Annotated in this window: 13 protein-coding genes and 2 pseudogenes; 2 read left to right on the plus strand and 13 right to left on the minus strand. The window is 36.3% G+C overall.

Annotation, left to right across the window (positions count from 1 at the left end):
• Positions 1 to 71: 71 nt before the first annotated feature.
• Complete coding sequence (locus LF886_RS21930) at positions 72 to 836, minus strand: enoyl-CoA hydratase/isomerase family protein (RefSeq protein ID WP_236851711.1); 765 nt, start codon at positions 834 to 836, stop codon at positions 72 to 74.
• A gap of 251 nt (positions 837 to 1,087) precedes the next feature.
• Here LF886_RS21930 and LF886_RS21935 point away from each other — a divergent pair, with 251 nt between their 5' ends.
• Entirely contained in the window at positions 1,088 to 1,636 is a 549-nt protein-coding gene (locus LF886_RS21935; RefSeq protein ID WP_103234318.1) for a phage tail protein, read from the plus strand.
• 36 nt (positions 1,637 to 1,672) lie between these two features.
• Positions 1,673 to 2,494: a T9SS type A sorting domain-containing protein gene (locus LF886_RS21940; protein WP_236851713.1), complete on the plus strand. Its 822-nt coding sequence runs from the start codon at positions 1,673 to 1,675 to the stop codon at positions 2,492 to 2,494.
• A gap of 213 nt (positions 2,495 to 2,707) precedes the next feature.
• On the opposite strand, the gene LF886_RS21945 is transcribed toward LF886_RS21940, so the two are convergent.
• From LF886_RS21945 to LF886_RS22005, 12 genes and pseudogenes are all read right to left on the minus strand, one after another.
• Positions 2,708 to 5,266, minus strand: a complete 2,559-nt coding sequence (locus LF886_RS21945; protein WP_236851714.1) for a DEAD/DEAH box helicase family protein — start codon at positions 5,264 to 5,266, stop codon at positions 2,708 to 2,710.
• A 58-nt stretch (positions 5,267 to 5,324) separates the two neighbouring features.
• The gene (locus LF886_RS21950) at positions 5,325 to 6,011 is read right to left on the minus strand and encodes an SMUG2 DNA glycosylase family protein (protein WP_236851716.1); all 687 of its coding nucleotides are present in this window, start codon (positions 6,009 to 6,011) and stop codon (positions 5,325 to 5,327) included.
• Positions 6,012 to 6,013: 2 nt separating this feature from the next.
• Positions 6,014 to 6,783: pseudogene (locus LF886_RS24205) on the minus strand (DUF4241 domain-containing protein).
• Between the two features lie 51 nt (positions 6,784 to 6,834).
• Positions 6,835 to 7,371 carry an SMI1/KNR4 family protein gene (locus LF886_RS21965; RefSeq protein WP_236851722.1) on the minus strand — a complete coding sequence of 179 codons (537 nt, stop codon included), beginning with the start codon at positions 7,369 to 7,371 and terminating at the stop codon, positions 6,835 to 6,837.
• Positions 7,372 to 7,438: 67 nt separating this feature from the next.
• Positions 7,439 to 9,933: pseudogene (paaZ, locus tag LF886_RS21970) on the minus strand (phenylacetic acid degradation bifunctional protein PaaZ).
• A gap of 8 nt (positions 9,934 to 9,941) precedes the next feature.
• Positions 9,942 to 10,163 (minus strand): hypothetical protein, encoded by a 222-nt coding sequence (locus LF886_RS21975; protein ID WP_236851724.1) that lies wholly within the window; start codon positions 10,161 to 10,163, stop codon positions 9,942 to 9,944.
• 65 nt (positions 10,164 to 10,228) lie between these two features.
• Positions 10,229 to 11,056: an alpha/beta hydrolase gene (locus LF886_RS21980; protein WP_236851726.1), complete on the minus strand. Its 828-nt coding sequence runs from the start codon at positions 11,054 to 11,056 to the stop codon at positions 10,229 to 10,231.
• A gap of 18 nt (positions 11,057 to 11,074) precedes the next feature.
• Positions 11,075 to 11,668 (minus strand): transferase hexapeptide repeat family protein, encoded by a 594-nt coding sequence (locus LF886_RS21985; RefSeq protein ID WP_103233834.1) that lies wholly within the window; start codon positions 11,666 to 11,668, stop codon positions 11,075 to 11,077.
• Between the two features lie 96 nt (positions 11,669 to 11,764).
• Positions 11,765 to 12,970 carry a 3-oxoadipyl-CoA thiolase gene (pcaF, locus tag LF886_RS21990; protein ID WP_236851728.1) on the minus strand — a complete coding sequence of 402 codons (1,206 nt, stop codon included), beginning with the start codon at positions 12,968 to 12,970 and terminating at the stop codon, positions 11,765 to 11,767.
• A gap of 51 nt (positions 12,971 to 13,021) precedes the next feature.
• Complete coding sequence (locus tag LF886_RS21995; RefSeq protein WP_236851730.1) at positions 13,022 to 13,717, minus strand: DUF6624 domain-containing protein; 696 nt, start codon at positions 13,715 to 13,717, stop codon at positions 13,022 to 13,024.
• A gap of 37 nt (positions 13,718 to 13,754) precedes the next feature.
• Positions 13,755 to 14,168, minus strand: coding sequence for a PaaI family thioesterase (locus LF886_RS22000; protein ID WP_236851732.1), 414 nt, complete (start codon positions 14,166 to 14,168; stop codon positions 13,755 to 13,757).
• 5 nt (positions 14,169 to 14,173) lie between these two features.
• On the minus strand, positions 14,174 to 14,482 hold the full coding sequence (locus LF886_RS22005) for a hypothetical protein (protein WP_236851734.1): 309 nt from the start codon (positions 14,480 to 14,482) through the stop codon (positions 14,174 to 14,176).
• Positions 14,483 to 14,566: the final 84 nt, after the last annotated feature.

The following is a 14,566-nucleotide window of genomic DNA, read 5'->3' on the forward strand; positions in this document are numbered from 1 at the left end:
TAAAAAATCCGGAGAAACGCTGTTTCTCCGGATCGTATACTGATTAAAATCCAGTATCTAAAAGAATAAGATTATTTTGCTCTCAATCTTTCTTTAATGGATTCGATATTTTTCTTCGCAGAATCTTCAAGGATAAGACTGGCACTCATATGGATTCTTGCAGGCATCAATTCATTGAAATGATCGGTCCCTTCCCATGAAACCTTTTTTATTAAAGCTAAAGCATCACTGCTTCTTGACGCTAAAGTCTGTAAAAACGCCTCCAATTTCTCATCCATTTCCTGAATAGAATCTGAAACGGAATGGTAAACATTATGCTGTTCAGCCCATTCTGCTGATCTGAAGTCAGCATCAATAGCCATTGCAGAGAATTGTGACTTTCCGATTTTTCGTTCTACATAAGGTCCGATTACAAAAGGTCCGATCCCAAGATTGATTTCTGTAAGGGCTAAAGCAGAGTCTTTTGTTGCAAAACAATAGTCTGCTCCACAGGCAATTCCTACTCCTCCACCGGTTGTTTTCCCTTGAACTCTTACTACTACGATTTTTCCACAATTCCTCATGGCATTTAAAACTTTTGCAAAACCACCGAAAAATTGAGTGGAAGCTTCGAGCTCTTCAATAGCTAAAAGCTCATCAAAACTTGCACCTGCACAGAATGCTTTCTCACCTTCACTTTTTACTAAAATAGCTTTAACCTCATCTTTCGCGCCTTCTTCAAGGATGGTTTCTGCCAGTTTTTCTAAAATTGCCCCCGGAAGAGAGTTACTTTTGGGTGTTCCGAAACTGATCTCTGCGATATTATTTTTAATTTCTGACGCTACAAATTCGCTCATTTTTATTTTTATTGGATTCTTACAAAAATACGAAATACAGCTCGTTCAGAGAAACTTAAAGAAGAAAAATTCTTTTAAAATATTGCTTTACAAAGGAGTCATTACGTAGAAATACGGAGTTTTCAATTTGGTATTTTCTACTCTAGTACCCAGCTCTTATTAATCGTTCCTTTGGACTAGAAATAATAACAAAAGGCGGAATCTGAAAAGCCCACAACAGAGTAAGAAATTTAAAACTAAAAATTATTATCATGGACGAGTACATTGGAATTGTTAAATTATTTGCTGGAAATTTTGCACCTAGAGGCTGGATGTTTTGCGACGGAAGCTTATTAAGAATCTCAAACAATTCTGCCTTATTTTCTATCTTAGGAACAACTTATGGTGGAGATGGTATCACAACTTTCGCTTTACCCAACCTAAAAGGACGTATCGCATTAGGAGCCGGAAACGTAAATGCTAATGAGTATTATCCTTTGGGAGTAATGGCTGGTACTACGCAAAATACCATTTTGTCTTCAAACCTTCCAAGTATCGGAAGTGGATTTCAGTTGAAAATAGCTAATCAGAACGCAAATTCGGTAACTCCTACGGCAGCATCTTCTTTTGCGATCACAGGAATTCCAAATGGAAGAAATTTTCAGGCGGTGCCAAGTTATATCGACACAGATCCTGACACTGCAATCAACGCCAGATCTATTTCATTTATCGGGCAAAATCTTCCAATGAATAATATGCCGCCATATCTTGGACTAAACTATATCATCTGCATTGAAGGTATATATCCTCCACGCAGTTAATACCTATACAATAACCTAACATTTAAAACAGAAATCATGAAAAGCACTACTTTTTTTCTAATGTGTAGTCTGCTCATTTCAACTCTTACCTTTGGGCAGACCAGTACAGAGACTTTCGAAACAGAACCTGCAGGAAGCACTAGCTTTACAGATAATGGAGTTATATTTAATATCATCTCCAATTCTTCTACTTTCAACATAGGAATTTTTCCTGGAACGGGATGGGGAGGCACTGCTAATGACAATAGGTATATCGATAATACATCTAATGTAGGGCCCGCAGCACCTTCGGTCAGTATAAAAACCACTTCTAATTTATACAAGATAAATAGATTCTGGGTATATGTCGCTAATCAGTTTTCAAATCCAGCTGTAACAGGGACATTAACTGTAACAGGAAAACTAAGTGGGATCACAAAATTTACTCAAACGAAAACTACTGGTTTTGCAACCACTCTAGGTACCACCAACGGATATACTCTTATTGATATGACTAACCTAAACGGCCAAAATTATTCAAACATAGTTATCGATGAGCTTCAACTAACCCTGGGAGGCAATTATTATTATCTTGGCGTAGATGCCTTCACCTGGGTAAAAGACAGTAACATTGTATTGGGCACTTCAGAAGCTAAAAGCATTCAAAAAAACATGACTGTTTATCCCAACCCAACCAATGGACTTCTTTCTATCTCTACTGAAAAAGCCAGTGAAACTAAAATATACAGTATGGATGGTAAAATGCTGAAAACGTTACAAACACAGAGAGGAAATAACGAAATTAATATTTCAGAGCTTCCAAAAGGAGTTTACATTATCAAAACAGCTAATGAATCTACCAAGGTCATTAAAAACTAATATCAGGAAATTTTACATAAGTTCCACATTCCCCTAAAGATTCTAATTCATAAATGACAAATCCCTTTCGACGAGGGGATTTGTCATTTTATCGGATCCATTTTTGGAGATGTTCTATCCTTGTATTTCTGTTGAGTAAAGACTGAAATCTCAGTTTTAATAAAATTCCACGCCCCTCAACAGTTCTTGTGAAGACCAACTCAGATTTTCCAATCATTTTATCCCATAGCTTTTTAAAAATTCTGCACTTTTTTTATTTTTTGCAAAAATCTCAGGTATTGGATAATACATATCTTTTTTCAAAAAGAATAAACTTCTTTTCTGTTTCAAAAGGTATCTTGGATTATCTATTTGTGATACCAACTCCTGTAAAGTTTGTATAAACTGGCCATTTTCATATTGGCTTCCTCCATCCAGATAACAAAATGCATTCTTATTTTTATCCATTGAACTTACTATTTTAAGTTTTTCAATAGAAGTACGAATTACTCTTTCATGAATCAAACCATATAAAACCACTTTTGCAAGTGAGTCCAGCTGCCTGCCAATATCTTTACATCTTAAATACTGCATTGTAGATCTGTATAGTTTTCCACCATATACAACAACACCGGCAATCCCAAATAAAGAAACCAATAACGAAAAACTTTTTATAGAATGAATTTCATCTATATTTCGGAGAAGTCCTATCAGAAGATCCTGCCAGAATAGCAATATTGTAGAGACCAATATCTTCATAAAATTTCCACTCATTTTACCAAGATAATCCATTCTCATCTCATCCATGGCAGCCATATTTGCTGAAGGCACCTCTATTTCTTCCACCAGTACATTTCCTTTATCTAAAGCTGTTTTCCACCTCTGTACAAGAGCTGCTCTATCTTTTGCCCATGTAAAGAATGTCTGATTGGCTTCTAATAGATCTTCTTTCTTTTCTATTGTTTTGACATTCAGTCTTTCAAAATTATTTTCAATGGTAGGATCGGCTTTATAGGAAATTCCTACAAAAGTTTTAAATCTCTTCTTCATATTGTTGAAGTCCTGCCCTCCATTCATATCATGGGAATCAAAACATATCAGATGCCAGATATTTCCAGTTTTGTGGTTATTATCTTTATCTGTTCTGATAACCCTTCCTCTCATCTGATTGGAGAGCACAAAAGAACTTACAAAACTCGCCAGCACAATACTATTCATTTTGGGAGCATCCCAGCCTTCTCCTAACAAAGACTTTGTTCCAATTAAAACCTGAATTTTTCCACATTGAAAAATTTCGGTAATAATATGAACTACATCATGCTTTATCTGATCTGTAAGACTGATTATCAAATAATCCTGATCATAAGGAAGAGAAGAAAAGGATACTCCAGATATATCTTTTTTTATACAAAATTGTTCAAATACTTCCTGCGCACTTACTGGAATTATAACCAGACTGCCTGTGAGGATTCCTATTTTCTTATTTTGAGAATTTTCTCTTCTCAATTTTTCAAATATTGGAACCGCTCCTATCTTATCCAAATCTAGTATATTTTGAGTTTCATTGGTCAGGTATTCTTTTTTTATAAAGTCAGTGAGGATGACCATTCTAAGATCTTCTTTAAGAACTGAAAACTCAAAATCTGCAATTTCTTTTATTCCCTGAAGCTTTCCAATACTTGAGTTGAGAATTTGATTTAAATTTTTGTTATTAAAAAAGCTAACAGTTCTTTGTTCAAGAAATCCAGACCTTCTAAGTCTGTTTCCAAGATCTGTCTGATGTTCTTCATATTTTTTAAAATTTACATCATTCAATAACAGGTAAAAATCAAGAAGTTCTTCCATCCAGAAGAAATCAAACTCAGGAATATATTTTTGCTGATCTCCAATGATATTAAAATGAACATCTGAAATCTCCTTGCCTCTGAAATGAAGATAAATGAGTCCGGAAGTATAAGATGATATATTTTCATAAATCCATTCCAGATGCTCAGCAGGATTCAGATAAACCGGATGTTGTTCAATTGCACCAAGTAGTTTATTATCATTTTTAACCTCTTCGAAAAATAGGACTGCCTGATCATGATGATATTCAATTTTCTTTTCCTCCTCCTGTGAAGGTGAGGTAAAGTAAACCAAATCCTGATGAGCACACAGATCTCCTTCAATCATCAGTTCGGGAACAGAAATTTCGACATCGATAGGACCATTTAACTGAATGTATTTTTGCCATTCGGAGCCGGAAACATCAAAAGGAGGTGTGGCAGTAAGAGCAATAACGGTAGGATTGATTCTGTTTTTCAATTCCATTATGCTCCTCCACCAGGCATTTTTCAAATGGTGCGCTTCATCCAGAATCAGAGTACCTACTTTTTGTTTCTCTAGCTTTTTAATAATTTCTGAAACGGAGATTCTTGAAGACTTTTTTATCTGACCCTCATCTTCTTCATCTGTTTCAGAAGCAGAATGAATTCCCTGGTAAGTCGTCACTGTAATAAGCCCAGGATTCTTAATATCTGAAGATATCCATTCCGGAACAGTTTCTATATCCAGAAATAGCTCACAAAACCTCTGAATCCATTGGTTTTTGATTGCTAATGTGGGGACGACAATCAATGCTGGCTTACCTAGTTTCAGCATTATTTCTAATCCAAGAACAGTTTTCCCAGAACCAGGAGGAGCCGAAATATGGAGATGATTATCTTGTAGATAGTCATCCATTTTGTCTAAAATTTTCTTCTGATAAGTCCGCCAGTTGTATTTAAAAGTAGTATTCTTAGGGAAAACATTCATACGCACAATTTAATAAAAACCAGACATACAATCATAGAAGATAATCTGACCGACTATTTCATTTTTTTAAAGCTAAAATATATTTGTTTATGTAAAGCTGTTTTTCTTTTGATTTGTATTGCTGGATATATCTAGGATGCTCCAGGATAGTCATGGTATCAAAAAGTTTCGCTTCTTTGTTCAACTTTGATATAAATTCGGCGTTCTTTTTACCGAGAATGAAAACCTCTGAGGTATCCAGGTTAAGACTGATATGCTTCTTCAGAGAATCAATCATAAAATCTTTGACTGCTTCAAATAGTTTTTTATCATCATAATAGTTGGCATTAAGCCATCCATTTTTTGTTTTTCTTACAATAGCCAGCGGAAACGGAGAATTGATATAAATGTCTTTGTAGAAAAGATCTGCACCTCCATATTCTTCGATCATATCATACATGAAAACAGAAGAGACTTCATGAGTACGGGCAGATTCCATTTTTATTCCGCAAATACTTTCCAGCCTTTTTGTATCAGTAAACGGAACTCCCGTAACGCCCGCTCCGTGACGGCTGGGATTGATTCCGATCATAAATTTTCTTTGAGCAGAATCATCATAGTATTTATGATAAAACTTTTGCATGACTTCCATCGTTTCCGGATGATCCAAATACGGATTCAAAACCTGAAAACCTTCAGGAAGATCTCCCAAATATTCCAGATTTTTATTGAACTGAACCACTTTATCAGCAAAAGTTTTATTCATATTTAGTTTTTAAGAAAAACGAAATTTTCAGGTTGATCATCGTCTTCTTCCTCGTCCTCATCTTCATCACTTAGAGCCAATTCAACATCAATAAATTGAATGTATAAACCACAAATTTCTTCGTTGCCATCATAAGCAAAGTAAACAGGATAACTACCATCACCAAAGCCACTTGCAAACATCGGAATCTGATAATTGGTATTGGGAACCGTCCAATTGATCCAGTCTCCTGCTTCTCTCTGATTGTTGGGATTATCTTGATAGCTTTGTGAGAAAAGCTCGGCGAAATAATCATCATACACATTGTCGACCTCTATTTCATCTACAAATTTATCCACAAAAGGAAGCACTTCCTTATCAGTAATACAACCTAAGCCTGCATCCACACCGAAACCAAAAAATCATCTTCGGTTATATCATTCAATTCTTCAATTCCTACTAAGGCTTCTCTGTAAATAACAGGCTTTTCTTTGGTAAATTCTACTTTTACAACAGCATATCTGTCACCCCAATCTTCAGATTTTACCACGGCAATAGTTACAGGAAAATTACCTTTCGGAGCCTGAATAAAGTAAGGTGATTGATTTGCATTTAGAGAAACCAACGGATCTCTTACCACCACTTTTCCGGAAGGAAGAGAAACATTTCCGATTTCCATCGTCTCCATTTTCTGCCCCAGAATTTCATCAGAAGTAAAATAGGTTTCCAGGTCTGTAGGACAAACCAAAATATTTTTCACTTCTTCCCATTTTTGCATCCAGCTTTCGTTCATTACTTTTTAATATTTATGATTTTAATTGTAAGCATTAAAAATACAGTTTATTTATTCGGCATCAAACTCATCTTCGTCTTTTAATCCTTTAATAAATGTTTCAAAATCCTTTGCCAGAAAAATTTTCCTATAATCATCTTCCTGATCTACATGCACCACTTCCGGCTCGCCCTCTTTTCCACACTTAGAATAATCGAGCAAGATCATATCATGACCTGCGGAAGGGCAATCTGCAATATACACTCCGATTGCAGGATATCCCCATTCATCAATCATAAATTGGCTTCCGAGTTCTCCGCAAACAGAATAGGTTTTCTCTCTTCCAATTCCCATAATTCCGGTAATTGCAATATGATCATCTGCCCAAGAGTTTTCTTCTGTTGTTGGAAAACAACTTTTATTTACCAATCCTCCGTTCTGGATTCTCATCAATTCAATATAAGAAGTAGGAAGTTTATAGCCCAATTCGTTTTCAATTGAAGCAATCATTTCATCATCAGGAAATTCTTCGATATAATCTCTTACTGAATAACTGCTTTCACTCCAGAAATCAGTAAAGTTAAAGTCTTTGAAAAAGTTTTGTTCCATAGTATTTTGTTCATTAAAAAAGGAAGCTTTTCAAAAAGCTTCCTCAAATATCTTTATTTATTTTGAATTAAATCAATCCAAACTGTTGGAAGTGATGCGTAAAATGCTTCTTATGCATCAGTTCCCACATTTCTTTATTCAGTTTTCCGAAAACATAATTCATGTGCTCTGCCTGTGGATTTTCTTTGTAATAGATCACAAATTTCTTCAGGTTATCCATGAATGACAATTTTGCTGCCTCCAGGTTTTTGTGTGTAAGTTCAGGAAGTGAACCATCCTGAGGAAGGAACGGAGCTGTAAATTCTTTTGGCATTGCCCTGTGATTGTAAAGAGAATCCTGCCATTTTTCAAGATTTTCTTCAGGAGTGAAACATTTTTCTGCTTCTGGTTCTCCAAAGCTTACCAAGACCGCTTTCTCCAGGTGTTCAATCATTTGCTGCGGAGACATTTTACCCCAAATTGGAGGAGTATTTTCCGTCAAACCGTTCAAACTTTTTTGAATATTTTTCACATTCAGATCGATGAAAGGGGATTGTTTTGCCACTAATGTCAGAATTGTTGCTACGCAAACTACCTCATCTCTTTGGTTTACCACTTCAACCAGCCATTTTACAACACCGGAAGGAATATTTCTTCCTTTTACTCCTCTGTTGATTTTTTCTTTTGCTGTTAAATAAACAGTGATAGTGTCTCCCGCGTATACTGGCTTGAAGAAACTGCATTCTTCCAATCCATAATTAGCAATTACAGGTCCTTTCTTACCGGAAACAAATAATCCTGCTGCTGCCGAAAGGATGAAATATCCATGGGCTACCGTTTTATCGAAGATTGTTCCCGATAAACTTGTTGCATCAGTATGGGCGTAGAAATGATCCCATGAAACATTGGAGAAGTTTACGATATCTGCATCAGTTACGGTTCTTCCTGCTGTTTCTAAAGAGTCTCCTACTTCTACTTCCTCAAAATATTTCTGGAAAGGATGCTTGTCTGAGAATTTTTTCTCTGCTCCTTGTTGATAAATTTTAGTAATTGCTTTCAATACATCTGGTGATCCCTGAATAGCTGTTTTCTGTAAGAAGAAATGAAGACCGCTCAATCCACCCATTTCTTCTCCGCCACCTGCTCTACCAGGACCTCCGTGCATTAATGTTGGAAGTGGAGAACCATGACCTGTACTTTCTTTGGCATTATCTCTGTTCAGAACAAAGATTCTTCCGTGCTGAGAAGCCATTTTCCATGAAGTTTCAGCGATAAAGTTCTCGTCATGAGAAACAATAGATCCTACCAAACTTCCTTTTCCTCTTTTTGCCAATGCAGCTGCTTCTTCAGCATCTTTATACGGCATCAAGGTAGATACAGGACCAAAGGCTTCTACATCGTGAGAGATATTTTTTTCGAAAGGCTTGTCGTTCAGGAATAATTTAGGACTCATAAATGCACCGTTTTCATAGTCGGCATCTACCAGTTCGTGTTTTCCGTCATAGACAAGTTCTGTTTCTGATTTTAAAATGTCTACTTTTCTAAGAACTTCTTCATACTGCTGTCTTCCCACCAAAGATCCCATTTTGGTTTCTCTGCTTAATGGGTTTCCGATTTTTGTTTGATCCAAAGCTTTAGACAAAGCATTCTGAACGTCACCGATTAAATGCTCAGGAACGATAATTCTTCTGATCGCCGTACATTTCTGTCCCGCTTTTGTCGTCATTTCGTTGCGAACTTCTTTGATGAATAGGTCAAATTCTGGAGTTCCCGGTTTTGCTTCCAATCCAAGGATAGAACAGTTCAATGAATCTGCTTCCATATTGAAACGTACTGCATTTCCAGCGATAGAAGGCATTGATTTCAATTTTCTTCCTGTATGGGCTGAACCTGTAAACAACACAGAGTCTCCATCCTGTATATAATCCAGAATATTTCCTGGTTCACCACACACTAACTGAACGGCACCTTCAGGCAATACTCCACTTTCAATCATGTCCTGGAATACAGCATTCGTAAGGTAAGATCCAAAAGGTGAAGGCTTCACAATGGAAGGAACACCCGCCAATAAGGATGTAGATAGTTTTTCCAGCATTCCCCAAACCGGAAAGTTATAGGCATTGATCTGTACAGAAACACCTTCACTCGGCGTTAAAATATGAGTTCCTAAGAAAGTTCCGTTAGCTGAAATTTTCTGAGTATCACCATCAACCCAAATGAAGTGTTAGGCAGCATTCTTTTTGCTAATCCTGAATAAGTAAAGAACGTTCCGAAACCTCCTTCAATATCCACCCATGAATCAACATGGGTAGCTCCTGTTTTATATGATAAGTCGTAATATTTTTTCTTTCTTTCCAGCAGGTAAAGCGCTACTTTTTTCAACATTTCTCCACGGTCGTAGAAAGTCATTGAAGAAAGGTTTTTATATCCCACTGTTCTTCCGTAGTCAAGAGCCTGTTCAAAATTAAGCCCTTCTGTATCGGAAACAGCTACCTGTTCTCCTGTAACGGCATTGTACAAAGGAACTCCGCTTCCGGTACCTTCTACCCATTGTCCGTAGATATAGTTTTTTAACTTTTCCATATAGTTTTTTACTTTTTGCTTAGATTATTCTTTTTAATAAAATTGCTAATAACCAGATAAGGGATAAAAAGCATCAGCCAGCAGTCTAAAATGATGACAATTTCAACAAATAATGTGTAGAAATTCTCTTTCTGCTTTAGCTCAACAATTACCTCATCTGATTCAATATGTTCCAAAGCATCTGAAATTCCTATTGACTCTTTTATCAAATAAAGCCCTAGAGCATTCATAATGATTATAAAAATCAATATTAAGATCCAATATTTTTTCAGAATGTTTATCAATGAAAACTGATTTATTTCGGTTCCTGATAAGGAAACTTTTTCACCAATCCTTCATATAAACTTCTGTGAAGAATGGTTGCATGGTTGTCTGTTTCCATCATTTTATATTCTAATGTCCAGTTTTTCTTTCCTGCTTTTTTCAAAACATCATAGAAAGCTTCAGCATCTTTTATCATTACAGGATGTTCTCCTTTTCCTACAGAAACATAGACGAACTTTTTAGTATCAGGAGATTTTGAAAGCAATGTTCCTGCCTGTTTAAGAAGGCTTTCATCATCCCACCACAAACTTGGACTGATGATAAAATAGTTATTGAACATTTCCGGTTTTTTCAAAAGAATTTCTGTTGCTAAAAGTCCTCCCAAAGATTGACCAAAAAGATATTTATCGGTTGTTTTAAACTGACTTTCCACATAAGGTTTTAATTCTTTTTCAAGAAATGCAATGAACTTATCAGAGTGTCCTGTTGTAGGATAATCTTTCTGTAAGTCTTTTAAATCCGTATGAAAAGTAAAGTCTCTTTTTCTGTCTACATTAGCAACTCCCACCACAATGGCTTCCGGCATGGAATACATTTGATTAAAGAATTGTACTAATCCTGTCACGTGAATAAAATCTTCATTCATACTTCCATCCAATAAATAGATCACCGGGTATGATTTTGTTTTATCAAATCCTTGTGGAAGATAAATATTCAGCGTTCTGTCTTCATTTAAGTTTTTGGACTTAATCGTCCTCACTTCTCCTATTGTAAGCGGTTTTGTAGCAACCGTCTGTGCTGACAGCGTACTCCCCACCGCAAACATTATGCTGCATGCAAGTGCAATTTTTTTAATCATATTTAATTGTAATGGTCTTTATTTTATATCATCCCAAATGCTGTAATCCACAATTTTCGTTGGGATCTGCTGAACATATTCCGTAAAAGGTTCACATGGCAGGATGGCTTCTTTTCCTTCTCTTGCCAGCTCCTGATATAATTTTGTTCCTTCTGTTTTCCAGTGAATCATTTCATCAGATACATCACGGATCACTTTTGCTGGGCTTCCAACGATCAGTTTTCTCGGTTCACATCTGAAATTAGCGGGTACAAAAGCCAATGCTCCGACGATACTTTCGTCACCAATATAGGCTTTATCCATTACCACAGCGTTCATTCCAATTAAGCAGTTTTTCCCAATGTGTCCGGAATGAATGATCGCTCCATGTCCAATATGTGCGGATTCTTCCAGTATGGTTTCTATATTCGGGAAAACATGAAGGGTACAGTTTTCCTGTACATTGGCTCCATCTTTAATGATGATTTTTCCCCAGTCCCCACGAATGACTGCATTGGGACCGATATACACTTCTTCACCTATTTCTACGTTTCCGATAATGACTGCCTGCGGATGAATGTAAGCAGATCGTTTTATAATGGGACGAATTCCGTGGTATGAGTAGATGTTCATATTTTTTAATTTGAAAATCTGAGAATGGGATAATTTGAAAATTAATAATGTCTTTAAACATTTTCAAATTCTCAAATTAACTCACTTTCAAACTAATTATACTTTTTCGATAACCATTGCATATCCTTGTCCTACACCTATACATAGGGCACACAATGCATATTTTTTATCTTGTTTTTGAAGTTCCATTGCTGCAGAACCTACAATTCTTGCTCCGGAAACACCCAGTGGATGACCGATGGCAATAGCTCCTCCGTTCGGGTTTATTCTTGTATCATCATCTTTCAATCCTAAGCTTCTTGTTACGGCAAGCGCCTGTGCTGCAAATGCTTCGTTGAGTTCAATGATATCCATGTCTTCAAGAGAAAGATTTAATCTTTTCAATAGCTTTTGAGCAGCTTCTACTGGTCCTATCCCCATAATTCTTGGCTCTACTCCTGCTACGGAAGATCCTAAAATTCTGGCTTTTGGTTTTAAACCATATTTTTTAACGGCTTCTTCACTTGCTAAAATCAAGGCAGCAGCTCCGTCATTCATTCCTGAAGCGTTACCAGCAGTTACCGTTCCTTCTTTTCTGAAAGCCGGACGAAGTTTTGATAAACCTTCCATTGAAGAAGTAGGCTTAATGAATTCATCTTTTTCAAAAACGATTGGATCGCCTTTTCTCTGAGGAATTTCAACTTTTACAATTTCTTCTGCCAGTCTACCGTTTTCCTGAGCTTTTGTCGCTTTCTGTTGAGACCAAAGGGCAAATTTATCCTGATCTTCTCTGTTGATTTGGTGGATATCTGCTAAGTTTTCAGCTGTTTCACCCATTCCGTCAACCCCGTACATTTCTTTCATTTTAGGGTTGATGAAACGCCATCCGAAAGTGGTATCAAACATCTGACTGTCTCTTCCGAATGCAGCACTTGGCTTTGACATCACATAAGGAGAACGTGTCATATGCTCTACTCCTCCTGCAATATAAATTTCTCCTTCTCCTGCAGCAATAGAACGGAATGCATTCGCTACAGCAGACATCCCTGAAGCACATAGCCTGTTAACAGTTTCCCCTCCAATTTTGTAAGGAAGACCTGCCAGTAAAAGTCCCATTCTTGCAACGTTTCTGTTATCTTCTCCCGCCTGATTGGCACATCCGAAAATAACGTCTTCAATTTCCTCCACAGGAACTTCAGGGTTTCTTGCTACTACTTCTTTAATAACAATAGCAGCCAGATCATCGGCTCTTACTTCTGATAATCCTCCCTGCAGTTTTGAGATGGGAGTTCTGACATAGTCTATGATGTATACGTTATTCATAAATATTTTAATATAATAATCCAGCAATGTAACCGTGTAACAATACCTGATTTATTTGTTTTTATTTCTTAGTTCTAAAACCTGTTTTAAAGTATAAGGCTCATATTTGAAGTCCTTTCCATACATTCTTTGGACGCTTTCTTCAAATGTGGAATCAAACCCTGCTTCTTTTCTTCTTTTATTTACATTTTTAAGATCTTTGACAGGCCATACAAAATTGACAAAGATTTGTTTTCCGTCTTTATCTTTTGTCATTTCGCCTTTTCCCTGTGTTCCGTAGATCTGTTCTTTGTTTTCATTCATCAGGTATCGGTCTTCCATCATAGCAACCCAGGTAAACGGAATTTCTTTATTTTTTCCGGCTTCTTTAATGAGTGGCAGATATTTTCCAATTTTGGTAGAATGCTGAATCACATACCATGCAGCCTGATTGGTAGGCTCACCCACCAGTGTTTTTCCCGGATAACCGTATTTTGAAATAATACTTTCTATTCTCTTTATGTTCAGAGTATCATGCTCAGCCACCAACTCCCATCTTCTCTTTTCAAACTCGTCACTGTCGATATTCAGATTTTTCAGAATCTGCTTTTTCTTATCCGGGGTTATTTCGGAGTCAAAAAGCATTCTGTATCCCTGATCCACCTTCATGATGTCATCAAGTTCTTTTTTCAAAGTTTCGTTCACTTTCTGCTGAGCGTTGATCAGAAGGGTTGAAATCCCGAAAAGCAGTGCAACTATTTTTTTCATTTTGTTTAATCTGGTGTCTGGTTTTAGTTTTAGTTTTTTATAAGTCGGTTACTTTCTTCCCGATTTTGTAGACTGTTCCTACAAATTTTGCTATCAGCTCCTGGTTTTGATTGGTAATCTGAATATCATAAACGGCTGTTTTTCTCGTGTCATTCACCAAAATACTTTCAGCTCTGAAAACATCGCCTTCTTTTCCTGCTTTGGTAAAATTGATGATACAGTTCAATGCTACAGCAGCATCTCCAGTATTGTTGGAAGAAAATGCCAACGCAGAATCAGCAAAAGCGAATGTAACTCCACCATGAACTGTTTTAAGCCCGTTAATCATATCCTTCTTAATCGGCATTTCTATTAAACAGTAATTTTCTTTTACTTCAATCATCTTGATATTCATCCACTGGGAAAAATAATCCTGATTGAACATATAATCTGCTACTTGTCTTGGATTCATTTCTATTATATGTTTGTTATTTCTTCATACAGCTCATCGGATAATCTGTCATAAACACTCATGGTCTTACCCAGAATGATTTGTTCATATGAAAGACTTTCTGAGTCTGATGAATTTTCAGCGGGATATGATTCGTTTAAATCAATTCCATTTTCGTTAGCTAACCTTTTGATCAGCTCTTTATATTTTTCATTAAACTTTCCTAATAGTTCTAGCCTTTCTTCACTATTTACAGAGGAAGCTTCTTGTGTTAAATACTGTTTTTCAATGAAAAGCCTGGTTTCCAGCTCAGCTCTGAATTCATCTATATCCATAATATTAATTTGAAAATTAAATAAGTTTGAAAATTTGAAAAATGAAAACCTGTTATAATCAATTTTCAAATTGGCACATTTTCA

This window comes from Chryseobacterium sp. MEBOG07 (assembly GCF_021869745.1).
Classification (GTDB): domain Bacteria; phylum Bacteroidota; class Bacteroidia; order Flavobacteriales; family Weeksellaceae; genus Chryseobacterium; species Chryseobacterium viscerum.

Excerpts from the sequence above, each read along its gene's own strand:
- LF886_RS21950 (WP_236851716.1), bottom strand. The coding sequence starts at position 6,011 with ATGAATAAAACTTTTGCTGATAAAGTGGTTCAGTTCAATAAAAATCTG.
- LF886_RS22000 (WP_236851732.1), bottom strand. The coding sequence starts at position 14,168 with ATGAATCCAAGACAAGTAGCAGATTATATGTTCAATCAGGATTATTTT.
- LF886_RS21935 (WP_103234318.1), top strand. The coding sequence starts at position 1,088 with ATGGACGAGTACATTGGAATTGTTAAATTATTTGCTGGAAATTTTGCA.
- LF886_RS21980 (WP_236851726.1), bottom strand. The coding sequence starts at position 11,056 with ATGATTAAAAAAATTGCACTTGCATGCAGCATAATGTTTGCGGTGGGG.
- LF886_RS22005 (WP_236851734.1), bottom strand. The coding sequence starts at position 14,482 with ATGGATATAGATGAATTCAGAGCTGAGCTGGAAACCAGGCTTTTCATT.
- pcaF (WP_236851728.1), bottom strand. The coding sequence starts at position 12,970 with ATGAATAACGTATACATCATAGACTATGTCAGAACTCCCATCTCAAAA.
- LF886_RS21930 (WP_236851711.1), bottom strand. The coding sequence starts at position 836 with ATGAGCGAATTTGTAGCGTCAGAAATTAAAAATAATATCGCAGAGATC.
- LF886_RS21965 (WP_236851722.1), bottom strand. The coding sequence starts at position 7,371 with ATGGAACAAAACTTTTTCAAAGACTTTAACTTTACTGATTTCTGGAGT.
- LF886_RS21945 (WP_236851714.1), bottom strand. The coding sequence starts at position 5,266 with ATGAATGTTTTCCCTAAGAATACTACTTTTAAATACAACTGGCGGACT.
- LF886_RS21975 (WP_236851724.1), bottom strand. The coding sequence starts at position 10,163 with ATGAATGCTCTAGGGCTTTATTTGATAAAAGAGTCAATAGGAATTTCA.
- LF886_RS21940 (WP_236851713.1), top strand. The coding sequence starts at position 1,673 with ATGAAAAGCACTACTTTTTTTCTAATGTGTAGTCTGCTCATTTCAACT.
- LF886_RS21995 (WP_236851730.1), bottom strand. The coding sequence starts at position 13,717 with ATGAAAAAAATAGTTGCACTGCTTTTCGGGATTTCAACCCTTCTGATC.
- LF886_RS21985 (WP_103233834.1), bottom strand. The coding sequence starts at position 11,668 with ATGAACATCTACTCATACCACGGAATTCGTCCCATTATAAAACGATCT.